At 69.3% G+C, this 21,210-nt stretch carries 20 protein-coding genes, 1 tRNA gene and 1 pseudogene; 15 read left to right on the top strand and 7 right to left on the bottom strand.

The window, feature by feature from the left end:
* The 9 genes and pseudogenes from DW306_RS06420 to DW306_RS06460 all read left to right on the top strand — a co-directional run.
* Positions 1-986 (top strand): annotated as a pseudogene (locus tag DW306_RS06420) (DNA polymerase III subunit gamma and tau); the annotation flags it as partial.
* On the top strand, positions 986-1,579 hold the full coding sequence (gene recR, locus DW306_RS06425) for a recombination mediator RecR (RefSeq protein ID WP_136054788.1): 594 nt from the start codon (positions 986-988) through the stop codon (positions 1,577-1,579). The pseudogene DW306_RS06420 and the gene recR, both read left to right, overlap by 1 nt.
* On the top strand, positions 1,576-2,526 hold the full coding sequence (locus DW306_RS06430; RefSeq protein WP_240747096.1) for an EamA family transporter: 951 nt from the start codon (positions 1,576-1,578) through the stop codon (positions 2,524-2,526). Before recR ends, DW306_RS06430 begins: the two co-directional genes overlap by 4 nt.
* A gap of 90 nt (positions 2,527-2,616) precedes the next feature.
* Complete coding sequence (locus DW306_RS06435; RefSeq protein WP_136054789.1) at positions 2,617-3,897, top strand: aspartate kinase; 1,281 nt, start codon at positions 2,617-2,619, stop codon at positions 3,895-3,897.
* Between the two features lie 136 nt (positions 3,898-4,033).
* On the top strand, positions 4,034-5,104 hold the full coding sequence (locus DW306_RS06440) for an aspartate-semialdehyde dehydrogenase (RefSeq protein ID WP_136054790.1): 1,071 nt from the start codon (positions 4,034-4,036) through the stop codon (positions 5,102-5,104).
* 107 nt (positions 5,105-5,211) lie between these two features.
* Positions 5,212-6,684 carry a malate:quinone oxidoreductase gene (locus tag DW306_RS06445; protein WP_136054791.1) on the top strand — a complete coding sequence of 491 codons (1,473 nt, stop codon included), beginning with the start codon at positions 5,212-5,214 and terminating at the stop codon, positions 6,682-6,684.
* A 9-nt stretch (positions 6,685-6,693) separates the two neighbouring features.
* Complete coding sequence (locus tag DW306_RS06450; protein WP_136054792.1) at positions 6,694-7,347, top strand: thymidine kinase; 654 nt, start codon at positions 6,694-6,696, stop codon at positions 7,345-7,347.
* Between the two features lie 192 nt (positions 7,348-7,539).
* Positions 7,540-8,244 carry an FCD domain-containing protein gene (locus DW306_RS06455; protein ID WP_136054793.1) on the top strand — a complete coding sequence of 235 codons (705 nt, stop codon included), beginning with the start codon at positions 7,540-7,542 and terminating at the stop codon, positions 8,242-8,244.
* A 34-nt stretch (positions 8,245-8,278) separates the two neighbouring features.
* Positions 8,279-9,538, top strand: a complete 1,260-nt coding sequence (locus DW306_RS06460) for an alpha-hydroxy acid oxidase (protein ID WP_136054794.1) — start codon at positions 8,279-8,281, stop codon at positions 9,536-9,538.
* Positions 9,539-9,551: 13 nt separating this feature from the next.
* Here DW306_RS06460 and DW306_RS06465 read toward each other — a convergent pair whose 3' ends face one another.
* From DW306_RS06465 to DW306_RS06490, 6 genes are all read right to left on the bottom strand, one after another.
* Positions 9,552-10,394, bottom strand: a complete 843-nt coding sequence (locus DW306_RS06465; protein ID WP_136054795.1) for a DUF1295 domain-containing protein — start codon at positions 10,392-10,394, stop codon at positions 9,552-9,554.
* A 38-nt stretch (positions 10,395-10,432) separates the two neighbouring features.
* Positions 10,433-11,188, bottom strand: a complete 756-nt coding sequence (locus DW306_RS06470; protein ID WP_136054796.1) for an HAD-IIB family hydrolase — start codon at positions 11,186-11,188, stop codon at positions 10,433-10,435.
* Positions 11,185-11,661, bottom strand: a complete 477-nt coding sequence (locus DW306_RS06475; RefSeq protein WP_136054797.1) for a VanZ family protein — start codon at positions 11,659-11,661, stop codon at positions 11,185-11,187. The genes DW306_RS06470 and DW306_RS06475 overlap by 4 nt, the downstream gene beginning before the upstream one ends.
* A 66-nt stretch (positions 11,662-11,727) precedes the next feature.
* Positions 11,728-11,804, bottom strand: a tRNA-Pro gene (locus tag DW306_RS06480).
* A gap of 57 nt (positions 11,805-11,861) precedes the next feature.
* Entirely contained in the window at positions 11,862-12,803 is a 942-nt protein-coding gene (locus DW306_RS06485; RefSeq protein WP_136054798.1) for a metallophosphoesterase, read from the bottom strand.
* Positions 12,794-15,343 carry a transglycosylase domain-containing protein gene (locus DW306_RS06490; protein ID WP_240747097.1) on the bottom strand — a complete coding sequence of 850 codons (2,550 nt, stop codon included), beginning with the start codon at positions 15,341-15,343 and terminating at the stop codon, positions 12,794-12,796. Before DW306_RS06490 ends, DW306_RS06485 begins: the two co-directional genes overlap by 10 nt.
* A gap of 137 nt (positions 15,344-15,480) precedes the next feature.
* Here DW306_RS06490 and DW306_RS06495 point away from each other — a divergent pair, with 137 nt between their 5' ends.
* Positions 15,481-15,705 (top strand): hypothetical protein, encoded by a 225-nt coding sequence (locus DW306_RS06495; RefSeq protein ID WP_136054799.1) that lies wholly within the window; start codon positions 15,481-15,483, stop codon positions 15,703-15,705.
* Complete coding sequence (locus DW306_RS06500; RefSeq protein WP_136054800.1) at positions 15,702-16,160, top strand: RidA family protein; 459 nt, start codon at positions 15,702-15,704, stop codon at positions 16,158-16,160. The genes DW306_RS06495 and DW306_RS06500 overlap by 4 nt, the downstream gene beginning before the upstream one ends.
* A gap of 69 nt (positions 16,161-16,229) precedes the next feature.
* On the opposite strand, the gene acs is transcribed toward DW306_RS06500, so the two are convergent.
* The gene (acs, locus tag DW306_RS06505) at positions 16,230-18,197 is read right to left on the bottom strand and encodes an acetate--CoA ligase (RefSeq protein WP_136054805.1); all 1,968 of its coding nucleotides are present in this window, start codon (positions 18,195-18,197) and stop codon (positions 16,230-16,232) included.
* A 395-nt stretch (positions 18,198-18,592) separates the two neighbouring features.
* On the opposite strand from acs, the gene DW306_RS06510 reads away from it, so the two are divergent.
* From DW306_RS06510 to DW306_RS06525, 4 genes are all read left to right on the top strand, one after another.
* Positions 18,593-19,606: a TadA family conjugal transfer-associated ATPase gene (locus tag DW306_RS06510; RefSeq protein ID WP_136054801.1), complete on the top strand. Its 1,014-nt coding sequence runs from the start codon at positions 18,593-18,595 to the stop codon at positions 19,604-19,606.
* Positions 19,600-20,505, top strand: a complete 906-nt coding sequence (locus DW306_RS06515) for a type II secretion system F family protein (protein ID WP_136054802.1) — start codon at positions 19,600-19,602, stop codon at positions 20,503-20,505. The genes DW306_RS06510 and DW306_RS06515 overlap by 7 nt, the downstream gene beginning before the upstream one ends.
* A gap of 74 nt (positions 20,506-20,579) precedes the next feature.
* On the top strand, positions 20,580-20,786 hold the full coding sequence (locus DW306_RS06520; RefSeq protein WP_136054803.1) for a DUF4244 domain-containing protein: 207 nt from the start codon (positions 20,580-20,582) through the stop codon (positions 20,784-20,786).
* Positions 20,783-21,145, top strand: coding sequence for a TadE family type IV pilus minor pilin (locus DW306_RS06525; RefSeq protein WP_240747098.1), 363 nt, complete (start codon positions 20,783-20,785; stop codon positions 21,143-21,145). Before DW306_RS06520 ends, DW306_RS06525 begins: the two co-directional genes overlap by 4 nt.
* Positions 21,146-21,210 lie beyond the last annotated feature (65 nt).

The following is a 21,210-nucleotide window of genomic DNA, read 5'->3' on the forward strand; positions in this document are numbered from 1 at the left end:
CCGCTGCGGTCGAGCAGCCCGCGGCCGAATCCGCCGAGCAGCCCACGGTCGCCGAAGCCCCGGCAGCGCCCGAGGCGCCGGCTGCCGCTGCACCGGCGACTCCCGAGGAACCAGCGCCCTCGGGTCCGGTGACCTTCGAGTCGATCACCGCGGCCTGGCCCGCCGTGCTCGGGCGTCTCGAAGGGATCAGCCGCACCTCCTGGCTGCTCGCGACCGCGGTCCAGCCGCTCGCGTACGTCACCGAGAACGATGTGCTGACGCTCGGCTTCACCAGTCAGCACGACGTGGCGAAGTTCAAGGGCACGACGCCGGGATCCGGCCCGTCGGATCACCTGCGCACCGCGATCGAGCAGGAACTGGGCGTACGCGTGAAGTACGTCCCCGCGCCGATGCCGTCCGGTGGCGCGCCTCGACAGCCGGCGGCGTCAGCGCCCCCCGCTGCGGCCGATTCCGCGCCCGCATCGGAGCCTGCGTCAGCGGGTTCCTCGCGTCCGCAGGCCCGGGGTGCGGCGGCATCCTCGGTCACGGAGTGGGCTGTCGCGCCCATCCCGACCGCAGACGAGGCGCCGAGCGAACCGGTTGCGCCGGCATCCCCGCTCCCGGTCGACGACGAACCCGATGAGGTCGAGGCGGCCGCCTCCGCACCTCTCCCGCCGGCCGACGGCACCGTCGATCGTGACGAGCCGCCGCTGCCCGGCGACGACGACGCCCCATTCGACGACGAACCGCCGTACGACCCGTCCTACGAGCCGCCCGCAGGCCGCCCCGCTCCGACGGCGGCACGCCAGGCGGCTCCGGCTCCGGCAGCAGCATCGGCGCCCGCTGCTCCTCGAGCGCAGCGGGCGGCATCCGTCTCGCCCGTGGTCACCGAACGCGCGCCCTCCGTCGGGGGAGTGCAGCGCTACGGCGAGGCCGTGATCCGCCAGGTGCTCGGCGCGACATTCGTGCGCGAAGAGCCCTACGAGCCCCCGACGAGGTTCTCCTGATGTATGACGGCATCGTTCAGGAACTGATCGACGAGTTCGGTCGGCTCCCCGGTATCGGGCCGAAGTCGGCTCAGCGCATCACGTTCCACATCCTGCAGACGCCCACGTTCGACGTGGCCCGACTCGCCGAGCTGCTCTCCGAGATCCGCACCCGGGTGCGCTTCTGCGAGGTGTGCGGCAACGTCGCCGAGCAGGAGCGCTGCGCGATCTGCCGCGATCCGCGACGCAGCCAGGCACTGATCTGCGTCGTCGAAGACGCGAAAGACGTCGCCGCCATCGAGCGCACCCGCGAGTTCCGCGGGCTGTACCACGTGCTCGGCGGAGTGATCAGTCCGATCGCCGGCATCGGCCCCGACGATCTGCGCATCGCCCAGCTGATGACGCGCCTCGCCGACGGCACGGTGCAGGAGGTCATCCTCGCGACCAACCCCAACCTCGAGGGCGAGGCCACGGCGAGCTACCTCAGCCGGCTGCTGACCACGATGCAGATCACCGTCTCGCGACTGGCATCCGGCCTGCCCGTCGGCGGCGACCTCGAGTACGCCGACGAGGTCACCCTCGGTCGCGCGTTCGAGGGCCGGCGGGTCCTGTGAACCCGCAAGGGGGCTTCTCGCGTCGCGGATGGCTGCTCTTCGGAGCGATGGCACTGCTCTGGGGCGTGCCGTACCTGTTCATCAGCATCGCCGTCGAGTCGATCTCGCCTCCCGCGATCGTGGCCGGTCGCACGCTCATCGCGGCACTCCTGCTGCTGCCGTTCGCCCTCCGTGGGGGAGCCTTGCGCGCCGCGTGGAAGCACTGGCCCTGGGTGCTCGCCTTCGGCCTGGTCGAGATGGCGGGTCCGTTCGTGCTGCTGGGGCACGCCGAGATGACGCTGCCCTCGGGCATGACGGGTCTGCTCGTCGCCACGGTGCCGCTGTTCGCCGCGCTCATCGCCCTGGGCGGCGGCGACCGCGGTGTGCTCCGTCCCGCACGCGGGATCGGGCTGCTCGTCGGTTTCATCGGCGTCGCGATCGTGGTCGCCGGCCCCGGGCTGTTCGGCGGCGACGTCAGTCTCCTCGCGGCCGGCGAGGTGCTGCTCGTCGCGATCCTCTACGCCATCGCGCCGTTCATCGTGGCCCGCAAGCTCGGCGACGTCCCCTCGCTCGGAACCATCACGCTGTCGCTGCTGATGATCGGCATCATCTACCTCCCGATCGGTCTGCTCACCCAGCACGAGGTGCCGACCCTGCCGTCGCTCGGAGCCCTCCTCGCCCTGGCCGTGATCTGCACGGCCGTGGCCTTCCTCGCCTTCTTCGCCCTCATCCGCGAGGTCGGACCGGTGCGCGCGCCCCTCTTCACCTACGTGAACCCTGTCGTCGCGATCGTCCTGGGCGCGATCGTGCTCGCCGAGCCGCTGACGCCGGGTCTGCTCATCGGCTTCCCGCTGATCATCGCCGGATGCTGGTTTGCCGCCACGGGCGGTCGGCTGCGGCCGGCGGCATCCGTCGACTCCCGTGCGTCCACCGAGCTGCCCTCCACCACCCTGCCGCCCGCTCCCTGAGCCCTCGGGCCGACACATGCGCGGCGGGGTATACGGGCCGATCGTAGAATGAGCGGTGGGCGGATCCGCCCGACATCCCAGGGAGTGAACGTGGCCCTCATCGTGCAGAAGTACGGCGGCTCGTCCGTCGCCGACGCAGAGAGCATCAAGCGCGTCGCCAAGCGCGTCGTCGACACGAGGCGTGCCGGGCACGACGTCGTGGTCGCCGTCAGCGCCATGGGCGACACGACCGACGAGCTCCTCGACCTGGCGAACGAGGTGGCGCCGATCCCGGCCCCACGCGAACTCGACATGCTGCTCTCGAGCGGTGAGCGCATCTCGATGGCGCTGCTCGCGATGGCGATCCACTCGATGGGGTTCGAGGCGCGCTCCTTCACCGGCAGCCAGGCCGGCATGATCACCGACTCCCAGCACGGCGCCGCCCGCATCGTCGATGTGACGCCGGTGCGACTGCGCGAGGCGCTCGACGAGGGCGCGATCGTCATCGTCGCCGGCTTCCAGGGCTTCAACCGCGACACCCGCGACATCACGACCCTCGGCCGCGGCGGCTCCGACACCACCGCCGTCGCCCTCGCGGCCGCACTCGGCGCCGACGTCTGCGAGATCTACAGCGACGTCGACGGCATCTACACCGCCGACCCGCGCGTGATCCCGAAGGCGCAGAAGCTCGATCACGTCTCGACCGAGGAGATGCTCGAGCTCGCCGCCAACGGCGCCAAGGTGCTCTACATCCGCGCCGTCGAATACGCACGCCGTCACGGCGTTCTCATCCACGCCCGGTCGACGTTCTCGTCCGCCGAGGGCACGTACGTTCTGGGCGAGGGTATGAAGAACCCGCGCGAAGCCGAGGGAGCAGTCATGGAAGAACCGATCGTCGCCGGTGTGGCCACCGATTTCAGCCATGCCAAGATCACCGTCGCCGGCGTGCCCGACGTGCCGGGGAAAGCGGCCGAGATCTTCAAGATCGTGGCGCGGTCCGGCGCGAACGTCGACATGATCGTGCAGAACGTGTCGGCCACCGGGCGCACCGACATCTCGTTCACCGTCCCCAAGGCGGATGCCGCCGCGGCACTGAAGTCGCTCGCCGCCGAGCAGAACGAGGTCGGGTTCCAGAACCTCGTGCACGACGACCAGATCGGCAAGCTCTCGGTCGTCGGCGCGGGCATGCGCACCCACTCGGGCGTCTCGGCGACCCTCTTCGAAGCACTCTCGGCCGGCGGGATCAACATCGAGATGATCTCCACGTCCGAGATCCGCATCTCGGTGGTGCTCCGCGGTGACGACCTCGCCGAAGCGGCACGCACCGTGCACACCGCCTACGGGCTCGACGGCGACACCGACGTCACGGTCCACGCCGGCACCGGCCGCTGACTCACCGCCGCCCTCGCTCTCGCCAGGGCACGGTAGACTCGCCGCAACCCTGACACCGGCGCCAGGCGCGGCATCCGCAACCTGACGCTGCGCCCGACGCCTCGTACGCAGCATCCGCACGACGCCAAGGAACATCATGACCCGCATCTCCGATTCAGGACTCTCCGTCGCCATCGTCGGCGCCACCGGCCAGGTGGGCACCGTGATGCGCGAGATTCTCGCCGAGCGGTCGTTCCCGATCCGCGAGCTGCGTCTGTTCTCGTCGTCGCGCTCCGCGGGCACCGCGATCGAGTTCGGCGGCGCGACGGTGATCGTCGAAGACGTCGAGACGGCGGATGCCGCAGGCATCGACATCGCGCTCTTCTCGGCCGGCGCCACCGCCAGCCGTGCCTACGCTCCGCGCTTCGCCGAGGCCGGTGCCGTGGTCGTCGACAACTCGAGCGCCTGGCGCAACGACCCCGAGGTGCCCCTCGTGGTCAGCGAGGTCAACCCGCACGCCATCGACGAGCGCCCCAAAGGCATCATCGCGAACCCCAACTGCACCACGATGGCCGCGATGCCCGTGCTGAAGGCGCTCCACGCCGAAGCCGGCCTCGAGCGCCTGATCGTCTCGACGTACCAGGCCGTCTCCGGCTCGGGACTCGCCGGCGCCCAGGAGCTGCTCGGTCAGATCGAGGGCGTCCTCGCCCAGGGCGACACGCTCCGTCTCGTGCACGACGGCTCGGCGGTCGACTTCCCGCAGCCCGAGAAGTACGTCGCCCCGATCGCCTTCGATGTCATCCCCTTCGCCGGCAACCTGGTCGACGACGGCCAGAACGAGACCGACGAGGAGAAGAAGCTCCGCAACGAGAGCCGCAAGATCCTCGAGCTGCCCGACCTCCGCGTAGCAGGCACCTGCGTGCGCGTGCCCGTGTTCACCGGCCACTCGCTGTCGATCCACGCGGAGTTCGCGAAGGACATCACGCCGGAGCGCGCCACCGAGATCCTCTCGGCAGCGCCCGGAGTCGCCCTCGAAGAGGTGCCGACGCCGCTGCAGGCCGCCGGCAAGGACCCGAGCTTCGTCGGACGCATCCGCGCCGATCAGTCCGCGCCCGAGGGCAAGGGCCTCGTGCTGTTCATCAGCAACGACAACCTGCGCAAGGGTGCGGCGCTCAACGCGGTGCAGATCGCCGAGGTGCTCGCCGAGCGCCTGGCCGTCATCGCCTGACTGTCATAGCCTGACCGCATCGCCGTCATGCGGATCCGGTCTCACCAGGCCGTTCGCACGGTCGCCGACTGGCTCTGGGGCGGACGCAGTCGAACTAGACTGTTCTGGTGACTGATAACGTCGATGTCGTCCTGATCGGCGGTGGCATCATGAGCGCCACCCTGGGTACTCTGCTGCACGAGCTGCAGCCGGAGTGGAAGATCATGGCATTCGAGCGACTCTCGGATGTCGCTCAGGAGAGCTCGAACCCCTGGAACAATGCGGGCACCGGTCATGCCGCGCTGTGCGAGCTGAACTACATGCCGCAGCAGGGCGACGCGCCGCTCGATCCCGCCAAGGCCGTCTCGATCAACGAGCAGTTCCAGCAGAGCCGCCAGTTCTGGTCGTCGCTGGTCGAGAAGGGCGTGCTCGACGCGCCTTCGACCTTCATCAACGCGACCCCGCACATGACCTTCGTGCGTGGCGAGAAGGACGTGGCGTACCTCAAGGACCGCTACGAGGTGCTCAAGAAGCAGCCGCTGTTCTCGGGCATCGAGTACAGCGAGGATTCGCGCGTCATCAACAAGTGGGCGCCGCTCCTCATGCAGCAGCGCCGCAAGGGCGAGCCGTTCGCCGCCACACGGGTCCCGGCCGGCACCGACGTCGACTTCGGTGCGCTCACCCATCAGCTCTTCGACCACCTCACCGATTCGGGTGTCGTGCTGCGCACGAACCATGAGGTGCGCAGCCTCAAGAAGCAGAAGGACGGCGGGTGGCTGGTCAAGTACCGCACCACCATCGGCCGCACGCCGAACGAGGTCAAGGCGCGCTTCGTGTTCGTCGGCGCCGGCGGCTGGGCGCTCAAGCTGCTGCAGAACTCCGGCATCCCCGAGATCAAGGGTTACGGCGTCTTCCCGATCGGCGGACAGTTCCTCAAGACCACGAACCCGAAGGTGGTCGCGCAGCACAAGGCCAAGGTCTACTCGCAGGCATCGGTCGGCGCGCCGCCCATGTCGGTGCCGCACCTCGACACGCGTGTGGTCGGCGGCGAGGCCTCGCTGATGTTCGGCCCGTTCGCGACGTTCAGCCCGAAGTTCCTGAAGAACGGCTCGATGCTCGACATCGTCTCGCAGGTGCGGCCGCACAATCTGCTGCCGATGCTGCAGGTCGCGGTCAAGAACCCCGACCTGATCACATACCTCGTGGGCGAGCTGCTCAAGAACCACGCGAAGAAGGTCGACAGTCTGCGCACCTTCATGCCGACCGCGAAGGACGAGGACTGGACGCTCATCGACGCCGGTCAGCGCGCACAGGTGATGAAGAAGGACCCGAAGAAGGGCGGCATCCTGCAGTTCGGCACCGAGGTCGTCGCCTCGGCCGACGGCTCGATCGCCGGTCTGCTCGGCGCCTCGCCCGGTGCGTCGACGGCGGTTCCGATCATGCTCGACCTGCTGAAGAAGTGCTTCCCGGCGGAGTACCCGGGTTGGGAGCCCGAGCTGCGCGAACTGATCCCGACGTTCGGCGAGAAGCTGAACACGGATCCCGCCCTCGCGGAGGAGTCCACCGCGGCCACCGCCGCCACGCTCGGCATCAGCGCCTGAGTCGGCACCGTGGCGAAGCTCTACTTCCGCTACGGCGCGATGAATTCGGGGAAGTCGACTTCGCTGCTGCAGGCCGCGTACAACTATGAGGAGCGCGGTCAGCATGTGCTGCTCGCCAAGCCGGCGATCGACACGAAGGGCGCGTCCGAGATCGCCAGCCGGCTCGGCGTCACGCGCGAGGTCGACTTCCTGATCGGTCCTGGTGACGACGCGCGGAAGCTGTTCGCCGAGCATCGTGACCGCGTGCGGCGGTCGGTCGAGCAGGAGCTGATCCCCAGCGGGCCGGTCGATGTGGCCTGCCTCCTCATCGACGAAGCGCAGTTCCTCACCCCCGAGCAGGTCGACGACCTGTTCCGGATCGCGATCGAGGACGGCATCCCGGTCATGGCGTACGGCATCCGCAACGACTTCCTGACCCACGCGTTCCCCGGTTCTGCGCGACTGCTGGCGATCGCGCACTCCCTGGAGGAGCTCAAGACGATCTGCCGCTGCGGACGGAAGGCCGTGTTCAACGGCCGCGTCGTCGGCGGGCGCTTCGTGTTCGACGGCGACCAGGTCGCGATCGACGAGGGCGCCGACGGTTCCGCCGCTCCCGAGCTGACGACCTACGAGTCGCTGTGCGGCACCTGCTACCTCGAGGAGTCCGGCGGACGCCTGGGCTGACGTCGCCCCTTCTTCTCGCCGAGCGGCCCCCTTGCGTACGAGCGGTCCCTTTTCGTACGCCCAGAAGGGGACGGGTCGCGCAGAAGGGGCCGGTTCGACATCGACGATGCCCGCGTTTGCGTGGTCTGACCACACGCGCTACTGTGGTCGGACCACACGACGCGACCGCACGCACGCCATCGAGGAGGACGGATGCCGGAACAGCCGCCCGCCCGCGCATGGCGCCTCGTGCTCGAGCACATCGAACGTGATCTGCTCGACGGTCGTCTCGGCCCTGGTGACCGGCTCGCCTCGGAGCGAGATCTGGCGAGCGAGCTCGGTGTCGGGCGCTCGAGCGTTCGGGAGGCCTTTCGCGTCCTCGAGGTGATGGGCTTGATCCGCACGGCGACCGGCTCCGGTCCGCAGTCCGGCGCGATCGTGATCGCGACCCCGACCGGCGGGATGTCAGCGCTGCTGCGCCTGCAGGTCGCGGCGCAGGGCTTCCCGCTCGCCGACGTGGTGCAGACCCGTCTCGTCCTCGAAGACGCGGTCGTCGGGGCGATGGCCGGGGCCGACGAACGCGACACCGCGCGGGCGCACGAGCTGCTCACGGCGATGGATGCGGCCGACCTGGCGCCCGAGGAGTTCCTCGCCCTCGACGCGCAGCTGCACCTCTCTCTCGCGGAGGGGAGTGGCAACACCGTGATCGCGGCGATCATGGCCGGCCTCCGTTCGTCGATCGAGTCCTACGTGCAGGGCGGGGTGGCCGCGATCTCCGACTGGGAGACGATGGCTGCGCGCCTGCGGAGCGAGCATCACGCTCTCGTCGCCGCGATCGACGCCGGTGATGCCGATGCTGCCCGCTCCCTCGTCCGGTCCCACATCACCGGCTACTACACCCAGATCCTGAACCCCTGATCCTGACCCCCTGACCCGCACCGAGAGGCACACCATGGTCCAGCGCCAGCTTCCCAATCCCGTCGAGCTGCTCGAGCTGATGAAGTTCAAGAAGCCCGAGCTCGACGGCCGCAAGCGTCGCCTCGACTCCGCGCTCACGATCGATGATCTCCGCACGATCGCGAAGCGTCGCACCCCGAAGGCGGCCTTCGACTACACCGACGGCGCCGCCGAGGGCGAGCTCTCTCTCACGCGCGCGCGCCAGGCGTTCCAGGACGTCGAGTTCCACCCCGGCATCCTTCGTCCGGCGCCCACGGTCGACACGAGCGTCGAGATCCTCGGCGGACCGTCCGCGCTGCCGTTCGGCATCGCGCCCACCGGGTTCACGCGCCTCATGCAGACCGAGGGCGAGGTCGCTGGTGCCGGTGCCGCGGCGGCGGCAGGTATCCCGTTCACTCTTTCCACGCTCGGAACGACGTCGATCGAGGGCGTCAAGGCCGCCAACCCGCACGGCCGCAACTGGTTCCAGCTGTACGTGATGCGCGACCGTGAGATCTCGTACGAGCTCACGCGCCGTGCGGCGACCGCCGGCTTCGACACGCTGCAGTTCACCGTCGACACCCCGGTCGCCGGTGCGCGGCTGCGCGACAAGCGCAACGGCTTCAGTATCCCGCCGCAGCTCACCCTCGGCACGATCATCAACGCGATCCCGCGGCCGTGGTGGTGGTACGACTTCCTCACGACCCCGAAGCTCGAATTCGCCTCCCTGAGCACGACCGGCGGCACCGTCGGCGAGCTGCTGGACGCCGCCATGGACCCGACGATCAGCTACGACGATCTGGCCGTGATCCGCGACCTCTGGCCCGGGAAGATCGTCATCAAGGGCGTGCAGAACGTGGAGGATTCGGTACGGCTGCGCGACGAGGGCGTCGACGGCATCGTGCTCTCGAATCACGGCGGCCGTCAGCTCGATCGTGCGCCGATCCCGTTCCACCTGCTCCCCGAGGTGCGCAAGGCCGTCGGCGACGACTTCACGGTGATGATCGACACCGGCATCATGAACGGCGCCGATGTCGTGGCCGCTGTCGCCCTCGGCGCCGACTTCACGCTCATCGGCCGTGCGTATCTCTATGGACTGATGGCGGGCGGACGCCAGGGCGTCGACCGCACCATCGCGATCCTCCGCAGCGAGATCGAGCGCACGATGCGACTGCTCGGCGTCTCCTCGCTCGCCGAGCTCGAGCCCGGCCACGTCACGCAGCTCACCCGGCTCGTGCCGGTGTCGCGAGCGGTGACCGAGGCCGTCGTCCGCTGAGTCGGTTCTCCGGTCAGGACTGCGTGACGGCGGCGCGAGCGCGCGGCGGCCAGGGGATGAGCATCGAGGTGGTGCGCCGGTACCCGGCGTAGGCGGGGTACTTGCCCGCCGTGATCGACTCGGTGAAGATGGTGGACCCGATGAAGAGCACGGTGAGCAGGGCCGGTCCGATGATCGTCGGATTCAGGGCTCCGCCCAGGAAGCCCGCGCCTCCGGCCACGGCGGCGGTCGCCCCGATCGCGTAGAACGCCCACCATTGCGCCTGCTCGAAGAAGAAGTTCGGGTGGCGGCTGAACCGGAACAGGCCGCCCGTCGCGAAGCCCGGTGCGAGTGTGCCGCCGGCCTCCTTCTTGCGCTGGTGGAAGCGCCATTGCTGCTGGTCGGCGACCGTCTCGCCGACCAGGAAGCCCAGGAAGGCGACGACGAAGAGAGCGTCCCAGCCGGTGAGCGGGGCCGGATTCTGTGCGGCGACCGCGGCCGGGAGGGTGATGAGCACGAGCAGGGTCATCTGGTAGGCGATGATGAACAGCACGTTGAAGATCTGGAACTGCCAGGGCTTCATCCGCTCGCGGAGGATCGCCCAGCGGTAGTCCTCCATGCCGGTGTAGCCGCCCTTGCGCGCGAAGTTGAACGTGAGGCGCGCACCCCACAGGGTCGCGAGCACGCCCATGACCACGACCCGCACGGAACCGTCGCCGTTCGTGAAGGCGCCCGCGACGAAGATCCACACGTAGACGATCGGCACGATCGACCACGCGCGGTCGACCCAGGACGTGTCGCGGGTGATCAGCGAGAGCACCCAGCAGGCGAGGCTGGCGACCGCGGCCGTGATGATGACGATCAGCAGGGCATCCATGACGCCATGCTAGAGCCCGGGTGCGGGTCCGCGGCGATTCAGAGGGTCTGCAGGAGCGCGTCGAGCTTGTCGGCGGTGTCTTCCCAGCCCTCGACCGCGACCGAGGGCACGCCGATCGCGAGCACGGGGTAGTCGTTCCCGCCCTCATCGAGACGGTCGCCGTAGAAAAGCATGGCGGAGAGGGGGATGCCGGTGCGCTCGGCCAATTGCCGCATGCCGAAGGCCTTGTCGATCCCCGCCATCGTGATGTCGATCGAGGTCGAGCCACCCGAGCGCACCTCGAGCCCGGGGAGTCGCGCGGCGACCGCGTCGCGCAGTGCGCCGCGCTTCCCGCCCGTGGGATCCCAGGCGTGCTTCGCCTCGCGGGGGGCCTGCTGGCCCAGCGCCGAGAAGGTGATCTGCGAACCGCGGTCCTCGAGGATGTCGCCCCACGGCTCGGCTTCCCAGAGTCCGAGGCGCTCGGCCTCTTCGCGCAGCGCGGTCAGCGCGGCGGTCTTCTCCGCCTCGCTCAGATCGTGGGCGTAGATGGGCGAGAAATCGGTGCCGTCATGGCGCAGGTACCGCGTGCCGCAGGTGGGCAGCAGGTGGAGGCGCGCGAGATCCGCGGCATCCGCATCGCCGAGCCGGGCGATCACCTGCGTACGGAACTGCGCCTCGTTGCCGCCGGAGATGATGGCCACGTCGACCGAGCGCAGCAGGGCACGCAGCAGATCGGCGATGCGCTGATCGATCAGACCCTTCGACGGGGCGAGGGTGTCGTCGAGGTCGAACGCGACGAGGGCAGGAGACGTCATGATGCCTCCAGCCTAGGAGATCGCCGCGGTGCTCCGCGCACGGCGAAGACGAGCGTGCACAGCACGGCGAACACGACTCCTGCCGTGGCGCCGGACGAGTTGGCGATCACATCGGTCACCGTCGCGGCGCGATGGGGAAGGGCGATGCGCTGTGCAGCCTCGATCGAGAGCGACAGCAGCGGCCCGACCAGCAGCGACAGCATCCAGACCCGGCGGGGGAGCAGGACGAAGGCGAGGATGCCCACGGGGATGAACACCAGGATGTTCGCGAGAACCTCGAGCCGGGTGAAGTCGAGCGAGGCCCAGCCGAGGCGGTGGCTGATCGAGAGCACGAGATCCAGCAGATTCGGCATCGACTCCTCGACCCGCGACGGCGTGAGCGTCAGCAGGGCGAGACCCGCGAGGAACGGGATGCCGAGGGCCAGCGCCCACGCCCGGGTGCGACGGCGCGGCGGGGGGAGCAGAGAGCCCATGAGTCCCTTTCGCGCGCGGTCCCTGTACAGAGAAGGCCGCCCCTGAGGGCGGCCTTCCGGTGTCACTGGTCGGGGTGACAGGATTTGAACCTGCGACCTCTTCGTCCCGAACGAAGCGCGCTACCAAGCTGCGCCACACCCCGTTTTGCAACCCTCCGAGTCTACAGGGAAATGTCCCGCGCACCGAATCGAACCGGCGATCAGGCCCGGGCGGTCAGCGTGAGCAGCGTCGCCTCGGGGCGGCACGCGAATCGGACCGGCGCGTAGATCGAGTGACCGCAGCCGGCGCTGACGTTCAAGGGAACCGTGCGTCCATCGCGGGACCACGTGCTCAGGCCCTTCGCCTGCTTCAGCGGGATGTCGCAGTTCGCCACGAGCGCGCCGTAGCCGGGGAGGCACACCTGGCCGCCGTGCGTGTGGCCGCCGAAGATGGCGTCGGCGCCGAGGTCGATGAATCCGTTGAGCACGCGCTGGTACGGCGCGTGCGTGACGCCGATCCGTGTGGTTCCGGCATCCGGGCTGCCGAGGGCGTCGACAGCAGCGGGAAGAAGGTCGAGACGGTCCCAGTCGCGGTGCGCGTCGTTGACGCCGAAGAGGTCGACGGGGTTGCCGGCGAGGCTCATCCGGGTCGCCGCGTTGTCGAGGTCGGTCCAGCCGAGCTCGTCGGTGAAGTAGCGGTCCATGGCGTCGGTGTCGAGCGCCTCGGGCTCGTGCTGCTTCTTCGACGGTCCGAGGAAGTACCGCAGGGGATTGCGCGGCGAGGGACCGACGACGTCGTTCGAGCCGTGCACGAAGACGCCGGGGATGCCGGCGAAGGCGTCGAACGCCCGACGAATGCCTTCGAGCCCGTCACGATGGCCGAGGTTGTCGCCCGTGTTCACGATCAGGTCGGGCTTCAGCTGCGCGAGCGACGCCAGCCAGTCCTGCTTGCGGTGCTGCCACGGCGCCATATGCGCATCCGAGATGTGCAGCACGCGGATCGGTGCCGAACCCGGAGCGAGAGCGGATGCCGTGGCTTCCCGCACCGTGAACAGATAGCGCTCGATCCCGATGCCCCACACCGCAGCCGCGACACCCGCGGCCCCCACCGCGCCGAGCGCGATGAGGGCCGGGTGTGCAGATCGGCGTTCGCCTACTGGCATGTGAACGAGACCGGGGTGCTCTTGCTCGACGCGGTCCCGGGCGCGGGATTCGAGCTGGTGACGACCGCAGATCCCGGATTGCAGGACACGTCGGCGGAGATCGTCGTGAACCCTGCGGCACCGAGCGCGGCCACGGCTTGGGCCCGTGACATTCCTGCCAAGTTCGCGGGAACCGTCGTCCCCTGCCCGTTGCTGGTCGCCACCGTGATGGTCGCGCCGGCCGGAGCCTGTCCGGCGGGGTCCTGAGCCGCGACGAGCCCGGCTGCCAGGTTGCTGTCGACCTCTCCGCCCTGGGAGAAGATGAACCCTGCGCCCTCGATCGCCGCCTTCGCGGCATCGATCGTCATTCCGACCACGCTGGGGACGTCCGTCAGCACGACCTTGGTGAGGTTCTTGTCGGGTTGCGGGAAGGCATCTCCTCCATAGGCGGCGTTCGCGGCGCGCTGCGTGATCTCCGCCAGCGGGTAGCGCATCGTGTTCAGCTCGCGCCCGTTGTAACGCTGACGGTAGATGTTCTCCTGGCCCTGCGAGCGGCCGACCCAGACCGCGGTCGCGACCTTGGTGCTGGACTCGATCATCATCGTCCCGTACGTGTTGTGCGTACCGGTCTTGCCGATCAGCGGGGTGCCGTCGTTCGGATTGGCGTCGCGACCGGTGCCACCCGGAGCCATGACGCCCTGCAGCGCGTAGGCGGCCGTCGCTGCGACCTCGGGGCTGATGACGCCGGCCGTGCACGAGGACTTCGGGAGTTCGCGTTCCTTGCCGTCGGCGCCGATGACGAGGTCGATCGCGCGGGGCGTGCAGTACGTGCCGCCGCTGGCGACGGTCGCGTAGGCGTTCGCCATCGCGAGCGGGGAGATGTTCTTCGACCCGAGCACGTTGAAGGGCACGTTGTCCTCATAGGTCTTCTCACCGGTGGCGAGCGTGACACCCATGCGGTCGGCGACCTTGTTGATGTCGCACAGGTCGAGCTTCGACGCCATCGCGAAGAATCCGCTGTTCAACGACTGGGCCGTGAAGTTCATCACGGTCCCCGTGTAGCCGTTCTGGCTGTTGAAGTTGCCGATCTCCTTGGTGTTGGCGGTCATGGTTCCGCCGCCGCAGGCCGCCGCCGTGAACTTCATGTTCGTCGACAGGGCGCCGTTGACTCTCTCGTTCACAGAGTGGCCCTTCTCGAGCCAGTCGATCAGAGTGAAGAGCTTGTAGGTCGATCCGACCGGGAAGCCGACGGAGTCGCCATGCTTCTTGTCGCCGGCGAACACGAGAGAGGTGTAATCCGGGGAGTCGGTGACCGTCTCGCTGAACAGGGTGTTCTGCGTCATCGAGAGGATGCGGCCGGTGCCGACCTCGATCGAGGTGCCGGCCGCGCCGAAGTAGGAGCCGTAGCTCGTCGGCGCGATGTCGGCCATCGCCTGCGCGGCCGGGTCCTGGATGCGGAAGTCCAGCGACGTGTAGATCTTCAGTCCGCCGCGACGGAGCAGATCACGGCGGTCCTGGAGCGTTGCACCGAACGACTCATCGTTCTCGATGATCGACTTCACGTATTGGCAGAAGTAGGCGTTGCGTCCGGCCGCCGCGCAGCCCTGCGTCGGCGGGTTGATCAGGGGCTCGATGACGGAGGCCTTCGCCTCGTCGTACTGCGCCTGCGTGATCTTGCCGTCGGCGAGCATGCGGCCGAGCACGTAATTGCGTCGGTCTGCCGTCTCCGCGTAGCCGTCGGCCGCGGTGTTGGTCGCCACGCCCTCCGCGTTGGTGCCGGTGCCCGCTTCCGGCTTGTCGATGCGGAAGGTGTTCGGGTTCTGCACGATGCCGGCGAGCGTCGCCGCCTGCGCCACCGTCAGGTTGGCTGCCGTGGTCGAGAAGTAGTAGTTGGCTGCGGACTCGATGCCGTAGACCGTGCCACCGAAGTTGGCGATGTTCAGGTACCCCAGGAGGATGTCGTTCTTCGAGAAGTCCTTCTCGATTTGGATCGCGTAGCGCATCTCCTGCAGTTTGCGCTCGATGCCCTTGCTGCCCACGGCGTTCGTCGCGTCGAGCCAGCACTGCTGCAGCTCTTCGGAGTACGTCTCCGAGGTCGTGTCGACATCCTGCTCGCACTGCTGGATCAGCACGTTCTTGACGAACTGCTGGCTGATCGTCGACGCTCCGCGGCTGGAGGTGCCGCGCACGTTGTCGACCAGCGCCTTCACCGTGGCGCCGACATTGACGCCGCCGTGGCTGTAGAAGTTCTTGTCTTCACTCGAGAGGATCGCGTCGTAGAGGACGGGCGAGACCTGGTCGTACTTCACGGGGACGCGGTTCTGCTCGTAGAACGAGGCGAGTTCGACCGCGGTGCCATCGGGTGCGGTGGCGTAGATGGTCGACTGCTCCATAGGGGTGCCGGGGTTGAGGTTCTCCGGCAGGTTGTCGAACAGGGTCAGTGCCTGCGTGCCGGCGACGCCGGTCATCGCGAGGACCGGGGTGACGCTCGCGGTGACCAGGAGACCGGCGACGGCGCTCAGACCGACGAGCCCGACGAGACCGCCGAGCACGCCTCTCACCGTGCGATTCTTCTTTTGGGGCATACGCTTGATCGTAGGGGAGTTCCCTGAATACCGCCTTTGACGAGCCTGTACCTCATCCGACCCGGGTCCTGAACCCCTCGACGGGGTGGAGGGCCCGAATCGACAGGAGTGCCATGACCACGTGGGAGTACCTCACCACCCCGCTGCTGATCCACAACACGGCCGCGATCCTCAACAACTGGGGCAAGCAGGGCTGGGAACTCGTCCAGGTCGTGCAGGGCCCCGAGGGCGGGCTCGTCGCGTATCTGAAGCGCCCCGTGACGTCCGACTCCTCCGCCAACGCCGGCCTCGCCGCCGCCGCCGAGGCCTCGCGCCAGTTCGAGGGAGGGGCGGCATGAGTGTCTCCGCACGCCTGGCCGAGCTCGGCATCGAGCTGCCCGCCGTCGCCGCACCGGTCGCCGCGTACGTCCCCGCCGTCGTCCACGCCGGACTGGTCTACACCTCCGGTCAGCTGCCCTTCACGGCCGGTGCCCTCCCGGCGACCGGCAAGCTCGGGGCCGAAGTCTCGGCGGAAGACGCCAAGGGGTATGCCCGCACGTGCGCGCTGAACGCGCTCGCCGCCGCAGCGGATGCCGCGGGCGGAGTCGACCGCATCGCCGGCGTGCTGCGGGTCGGCGGTTTCGTCGCGTCCGTCCCCGAGTTCTCCGGACAGCCGGGGGTCATCAACGGCGCCAGCGAGGTGCTCGGCGAGATCTTCGGCGACGCCGGACGGCACGCGCGCGCGGCCGTCGGCGTTCCGGTGCTCCCGCTCGACAGCCCGGTCGAGGTCGAGGTCACCTTCATCCTCGCCTGACGCCGAGCGCAGTCATCTAGACGCAGAACGCCCCCTCCCGGATCCGGGAGGGGGCGTTCTCGCTGAGGTCTACTTGACCTGTGCCGAGATGATGCTCATGACGGCCGTGTCGGCCAGCGTCGTCGTGTCGCCGACCTCGCGGCCCTCCGCGACGTCGCGCAGCAGACGGCGCATGATCTTGCCGGAGCGCGTCTTGGGCAGCTCGCCGACGATGTACACGTCGCGCGGCCGGGCGATCGCGCCGATCTGCTCACCCACCCACAGCCGCAGCTGCTGGGCGAGGCCGGCCGGATCGTGGCCGGCGAGGTAGCTCTCCTTGATGATCACGAAGGCGACCACTGCCTGCCCGGTCGTCTCGTCGGAGGCGCCGACGACGGCCGCCTCGGCGGTGGCCTCGTGCGCCACCAGCGACGACTCGATCTCGGCCGTCGACAGACGGTGGCCGGAGACGTTCATGACGTCGTCGACGCGGCCGAGCAGCCAGAGGTCGCCGTCCGCGTCGAGGCGCGCGCCGTCGCCGGCGAAGTAGTAGCCCTGCTTCTCGAACTTCTCCCAGTAGGTCTCGCGGAAGCGCTCCGGGTCGCCCCAGATGCCGCGCAGCATGCTCGGCCACGGCTCGGTGACGACGAGCAGTCCGCCGCTGCCGTTGCCGACCTCGACGCCCTTCTCGTCGACGACGTCGATCGAGATGCCCGGGAGCGGCACCTGCGCGGAGCCGGGCTTGGTCTCGGTGACCCCGGGGAGGGCCGACACCATGATCGCGCCGGTCTCGGTCTGCCACCAGGTGTCGACGATCGGCGCCTTGCTCGCCCCGATCACCTCGCGGTACCACATCCACGCCTCGGGGTTGATCGGCTCTCCGACGGAGCCGAGGAGCCGCAGCGAGGAGAGGTCGAACTTCGCCGGGATGCTGCGACCGATCTTCATGAACGATCGGATGGCCGTCGGGGCCGTGTAGAAGATCGAGACCTTGTACTTCTCGATGATCTCCCACCAGCGGCCGGGGTGCGGAGCATCCGGCGTGCCCTCGTAGAGCACCTGGGTGGCGCCGTTGGCGAGAGGGCCGTAGGCGACGTACGAGTGTCCCGTGACCCAGCCGATGTCGGCCGTGCACCAGTAGACATCGGATTCCGGGTGCAGATCGAAGACGTACTTGTGCGAATACGCTGCCTGGGTGAGGTAGCCGCCCGAGGTGTGCAGGATGCCCTTCGGCTTCCCCGTGGTGCCGGAGGTGTACAGGATGTAGAGCGGGTTCTCGGCCGGGAAGGCCTCGGCCGAGTGCTCGGCGGATGCCGCGGGCACGGCGTCGTGCCACCAGACGTCACGACCCTCCACCCAGTCGACGTCGTTGCCGCCGCGCTTGACGACGAGCACGTGCTCGACGGTCTGCTGCTCGCCCTCGCCGCGGTCGCCGAGCGCCTGATCGACGGCGGGCTTCAGAGCCGAGACCTTGCCCTTGCGGTAACCGCCGTCGGCCGTGATGACGACCTTGGCGCCGGCGTCGTCGATGCGGGCACGGAGGCTGTCGGCGCTGAATCCGCCGAAGACCACCGAGTGGATCGCGCCGAGGCGCGCCACCGCGAGCATGGAGGCGATCGCCTCGGGGATCATCGGCAGGTAGATCGCGACGCGGTCACCCTGCCCGACGCCGAAGCCCGCGAGCACGTTGGCGGTGCGCTTGACCTCCTCGGTCAGCTCCGCATACGTGATGCTCCGGGAGTCGCCCGGCTCACCCTCCCAGTGCAGGGCGACGCGGTCGCCGTTCCCTGCCTCGACATGGCGGTCGAGGCAGTTGTAGGCGACGTTGAGCTCGCCGTCGTCGAACCACTTCGCGAAGGGCGGGTTCGACCAGTCGAGAACGCGGGTGAAGGGGGTATGCCAGTGCAGGAGCTCGCGGGACTGGTCTGCCCAGAACGCCTCGCGGTCGGCGGCGGCGCGCTCGTAGAGTTCGGGCGTCGACACGGAATGGGCGACGAACTCCTCCGACGGCGGGAACTTCCGAGTCTCATCGAGAAGGTGGTCGATCTGGCTGCTCATCGGCAGACGCTCCTTTGCGGCATCACGGGTCATGCGGGCACGGTCGTGACTCTGCCACCACCGCGTCAGGGCGAATCTATCCTCGCCGTCCGACGTCGCATACTGCCGAAAGTCGGTAGTGGAGCGGGTTTTGTCAGGAAGGTCGCCTTGCGTACACTCGACGTCAGCCGAATTCTCATTCGTGCCTTGGTGCGCCCGATTCCCCCGATCGCGGCCCGCCGTGGGCGGCATCTCATTCCCCCCGTGAGATGCCGCCCATCTCATTTGGGAGCGCTCTCCGACCTTCGCCCGCGACGGTTCTGCACGGATGCCGGATATCAGGGCTTCTGCACATCGGGCGGCGCTCGGCTCGAGGACTTGATCGGCCGGTCGGCGGCGCGGCATAGCGTCTCGACATGGCCGATTCCTTCGTCATCCGACCCCGTGGAGCAACGCGCACCGGATCCTCCTCCGCCGACACTACCGTCGAGCCGCTCCGCCTGGATCCGGCTTTCGGTCCTCTCGCCGAGCACTGCCTCGACGAGGCGGTCACCGACGTCTTCCTCAACGGCGGGGACGGCCTGTTCGTCGACCGGGGGAGCGGCACGGAGCCGGTGCCCGACTGGCGGGCATCGGAACGCGAAGTGCGCGACCTCGCGGTCGCTCTGGTCGGCCTCGGAGGCCGACATCTCGATGACCAGTCGCCGTGCGTCGACGTGCGGCTCGATTCCGGCATCCGCGTGCACGCCGTACTGGCGCCGGTTTCGACGACCGGCACAGCCCTGTCCATCCGCATCCCTCGGGTGCGCGCCGCCGATCTCGATGCGCTCGCAGCGCTCGGATCCTTCGACGCCCGCCAGCAGAGCTGGCTCGCCGGGCTGGTCGCCGAGCGCGCCAACATCCTCATCACCGGGGGAACCGGCACGGGCAAGACGACACTGCTCTCGGCGCTGCTGTCCGAGGTGCCCTCTGCCGAGCGCATCGTCACGATCGAAGACGTCGCCGAGCTCCGACCGCGCCACCCGCACCACGTCGCGCTCGAGGCGCGGCAGGCCAACCTCGAGGGGGCAGGCGGGATCAGCCTCTCCCGGCTGGTCCGGGAATCGCTCCGGATGCGGCCCGACCGCCTCGTCGTCGGCGAGTGCCGCGGCGAGGAGGTCCGAGAGCTGCTCACCGCGCTCAACACCGGTCACGACGGTGGTGCCGGCACGCTGCACGCGAGCGGTCTCCGCGACGTGCCCGCGCGACTCGAAGCCCTCGGTGCTCTCGCCGGGATGGACGCCACCGCGCTCGCACGGCAGGCGGTGAGCGCTTTCACGACGGTGCTGCACCTCGAACGCTCTCCCGACGGCGCGAGGCGCATCAGCCAGGCCGGGCGATTCGTCCTCCGCGCCGATCGTCTCGACATCGAGGAGGTGCGGCCGTGGTGATCCGACTGCGGCGACCGGCGACGGCGGAAACCGACGGAGGAGCGGATGCTGCCACCTCGGTGCAGACCCTCGCCGTGCTGCTGCAGGCCGGAGCGGTGCCGCTGGTCGCGTGGCGGCACCTCGCCGAGACGGGGGATCCGCACGCCGCGGCGATCGTGGAGCGCGTCGGATCAGGGAAGCCGCTGCTCACGGCGATCGAAGCCGAGGGAGGAGCCTGGGTCGACCTCGCCGCCGCGTGGGAGGTCGCGACGACCGTGGGCGCCCCTCTCGCCGAGGTGCTGCGCATGATCGCCGAGACGCTGCGCGACGCGGCGTCCGCGGCCGACGACGTGCGCATCGCGCTCGCGGAACCGGCGGGAACGGCGCGTCTGCTGCTCTGGATGCCCTTCGCCGGACTGCTGCTCGGTTTCGCGCTCGGCTTCGACACGCTCGGCGTGATCGTCGGCAATCCGCTCGGAGGGGCGTGCGTCGTGGCAGGGCTGCTCCTCGTCGTGGCCGCCCGCCAATGGACCCGGGGTCTTCTGAGACGGGCGCGCCCCGCGCCGGGCACGCCGGGGATGCGGGCCGAGCTCGTCGCGGTCGCACTCTCCGGAGGCGCCTCCATCGACCGTGCGCTGCGGCTCGTCGCCGAGAGCTCGGCATCCGGAGACGGAGAGGACGAACGCGTCCGCACCGTGTTGGACCTCTCCCGCGCGGCGGGAGTGCCCGCCGGAGAGCTGCTCCGTGCCGCGGCCGCCCAGGACCGACATTCCGTCCGGGTGCAGGGCCGCCTCCGTGCCGCGAAGCTCTCCACCCGTCTGCTCATCCCGCTCGGCGTCTGCACGCTGCCGGCGTTCCTCCTGCTCGGGGTCGCGCCTCTGCTGCTCAGCGTGCTCGCGTCGACTCCGCTGCCCCTATGAACCCCGCTGCCCCGAGGGACCACGTTGCCCCTTCGATCCACAGAGAAGAAGCACCACAGAGAAAGAGGAACACCATGAACACGATCAACGCGATCCCCACGCTGAACCGACGCCGCGCGGCGGCGCTGTTCGGCGATGACACGGGAGCGGCGACAGCCGAGTACGCGATCACGACCATGGCGGCCGTCGCCTTCGCGGGGCTGCTGGTCGTCATCATGCGATCCGACGAGGTGCGGGGCATCCTGACCGACCTCGTGCGTCGGGCGCTGTCGGTGTCATGAGGCATTCGACACGCGGCAGGCCGCGCTTCGGCGACGAGCGCGGCGCGGTCGCCGCCGAACTGGCCCTCGCCCTCCCGGCCGTGGTGCTCGCGCTGCTCCTGGGCGCGGGAGCGCTGGGGGCGGCCTCCCGACAGGTGGCCCTGCAGGACGCGACGGCAGACGCCGCGCGACTCCTCGGTCGGGGTGAAGGTGCGGGTGCCGCCGCGGGTGTGGTCGGGCGCGCCGTTCCGGGCGCCTCGGTGTCGTCCTCCGGTTCGGATGACCTCGTCTGCGTCACGGCATCCGTCGACGTCTCGCTCGGCGTTTTGGTGCGCATCCCGCTGCGGGCGTCCAGCTGCGCGCTCGGCGGAGGCCTCTGATGGCGGGGTCCGCGCTCGCCGCCGGTCTCCTGACGGTCGCGGCGGCGCTGTCTCTCGGGCTCGCC

Source organism: Microbacterium sp. K24, assembly GCF_004794465.1.
GTDB lineage: Bacteria > Actinomycetota > Actinomycetes > Actinomycetales > Microbacteriaceae > Microbacterium.

What these genes read in the sequence shown, in the direction of transcription:
- DW306_RS06455 (WP_136054793.1), top strand. Translation starts at nt 7,540, where the DNA reads ATGCCGGAACAGCCGCCCGCCCGCGCATGGCGCCTCGTGCTCGAGCAC.
- DW306_RS06465 (WP_136054795.1), bottom strand. Translation starts at nt 10,394, where the DNA reads ATGGATGCCCTGCTGATCGTCATCATCACGGCCGCGGTCGCCAGCCTC.
- DW306_RS06470 (WP_136054796.1), bottom strand. Translation starts at nt 11,188, where the DNA reads ATGACGTCTCCTGCCCTCGTCGCGTTCGACCTCGACGACACCCTCGCC.
- recR (WP_136054788.1), top strand. Translation starts at nt 986, where the DNA reads ATGTATGACGGCATCGTTCAGGAACTGATCGACGAGTTCGGTCGGCTC.
- DW306_RS06460 (WP_136054794.1), top strand. Translation starts at nt 8,279, where the DNA reads ATGGTCCAGCGCCAGCTTCCCAATCCCGTCGAGCTGCTCGAGCTGATG.
- DW306_RS06520 (WP_136054803.1), top strand. Translation starts at nt 20,580, where the DNA reads ATGAACACGATCAACGCGATCCCCACGCTGAACCGACGCCGCGCGGCG.
- DW306_RS06500 (WP_136054800.1), top strand. Translation starts at nt 15,702, where the DNA reads ATGAGTGTCTCCGCACGCCTGGCCGAGCTCGGCATCGAGCTGCCCGCC.
- DW306_RS06525 (WP_240747098.1), top strand. Translation starts at nt 20,783, where the DNA reads ATGAGGCATTCGACACGCGGCAGGCCGCGCTTCGGCGACGAGCGCGGC.
- acs (WP_136054805.1), bottom strand. Translation starts at nt 18,197, where the DNA reads ATGAGCAGCCAGATCGACCACCTTCTCGATGAGACTCGGAAGTTCCCG.
- DW306_RS06485 (WP_136054798.1), bottom strand. Translation starts at nt 12,803, where the DNA reads ATGCCAGTAGGCGAACGCCGATCTGCACACCCGGCCCTCATCGCGCTC.
- DW306_RS06510 (WP_136054801.1), top strand. Translation starts at nt 18,593, where the DNA reads ATGGCCGATTCCTTCGTCATCCGACCCCGTGGAGCAACGCGCACCGGA.
- DW306_RS06495 (WP_136054799.1), top strand. Translation starts at nt 15,481, where the DNA reads ATGACCACGTGGGAGTACCTCACCACCCCGCTGCTGATCCACAACACG.
- DW306_RS06475 (WP_136054797.1), bottom strand. Translation starts at nt 11,661, where the DNA reads ATGGGCTCTCTGCTCCCCCCGCCGCGCCGTCGCACCCGGGCGTGGGCG.
- DW306_RS06440 (WP_136054790.1), top strand. Translation starts at nt 4,034, where the DNA reads ATGACCCGCATCTCCGATTCAGGACTCTCCGTCGCCATCGTCGGCGCC.